The sequence below is a fragment of the Endozoicomonas sp. Z74 genome, assembly GCF_057680865.1.
On sequence record NZ_JBLYZI010000249.1, the window covers coordinates 1 to 1,145 of the forward strand.

Genomic DNA, 1,145 nt, shown 5'->3' on the forward strand with positions numbered 1-1,145 from the left:
AAGAACGCCAATGGAAACTCTGATAGATGGCAAAGAGATCTGGAAGGAAAAATTTGTAGCCTGAATTTGACCTGACAGACACCCTCTGAAAAATCGGTGACTGTCAGATCAGGTCTGAACTACTACAGATCTTTTTTTGTCCCGTAATTTGTAGTCATTCAGATTTGATCTGACAGCCACCGTTTTTCAGAGGGCATCTGTTTGGTCAGATCTGAACTAATACAGTCGAACTGCATGATGAACCGTTTCTTCAAAATCTAGCGCCATTTTCCTTCGGTTTTTTCTCCTCTTACAATTTGATAAATACCAACATCCGCCTGGATCAAACGTTCAACAACGTCTGGAACACATTGGATAGGCATCGCTACTTCATAACCATACTCCAGATTCAGAATCTGATTCGAGTATTCTGTACCTACAATTGAGGTTAGGATACCCAGTGCTATCTCATTACAATCCAATACCTCAAAATAAATTTTGTACATATCTTCGCTGTAATCTTTTGGCGTCCCACATATTTTCGACCGCCTTAACGAAATGCTATCACTCACTTTCATTTTTAAAACAAACCTCATCCTATATATACAAAGCCATGTCTACCAAAGACCTTACTTTCATTCCACAGGTGCTTATTGGTAATTCTTCCCACTCAGATTACCGAAAATATTAAAATAGACTAAATAACAAGTTATTCAAGTTTTCCGCCGCAATCCATTTTCATCTCTGACAAGCTGTATAACTGATATTCAGATATGGAACTATTTTGTACCAATACGCTTAGGTCCGGAAAAATAAAGAACGATTCCCGTCAGGAGCCAAATGAAAAATACTGCCAAAATCACAGGCAACCCTCACTTTCACTTTTGACGTTACAGCTTCTTTTCGGCAATCAGGGCATCTTAAATTTTTCATAGACTTCTAAACCTCAACCAAGTGATATGAAATACTGAGCTCATATTTAAGGCATTACTGGATTCCCTTTCTTATGAAACTATATATAAATGCCACAATTTCTTAGGGAAGGTGCGAACAACCCCAGCTATTTGATAAATTCATCTTTTGGGATCGCAAAAGCAGCCTAGCCCCTGCAATTTTTGGTGGATAATCCACCAAAAACTTACTTGAAAGTGGCAGGGTTTAACCAC

The 1,145-nt window shown here is 38.5% G+C and carries 1 protein-coding gene; it reads right to left on the reverse strand.

What is annotated here, in order from left to right; genetic code table 11:
• Positions 1-257: 257 nt before the first annotated feature.
• Positions 258-557: a hypothetical protein gene (locus ACNRUY_RS26565; protein ID WP_488114675.1), complete on the reverse strand. Its 300-nt coding sequence runs from the start codon at positions 555-557 to the stop codon at positions 258-260.
• Between the last annotated feature and the right edge of the window lie 588 nt (positions 558-1,145).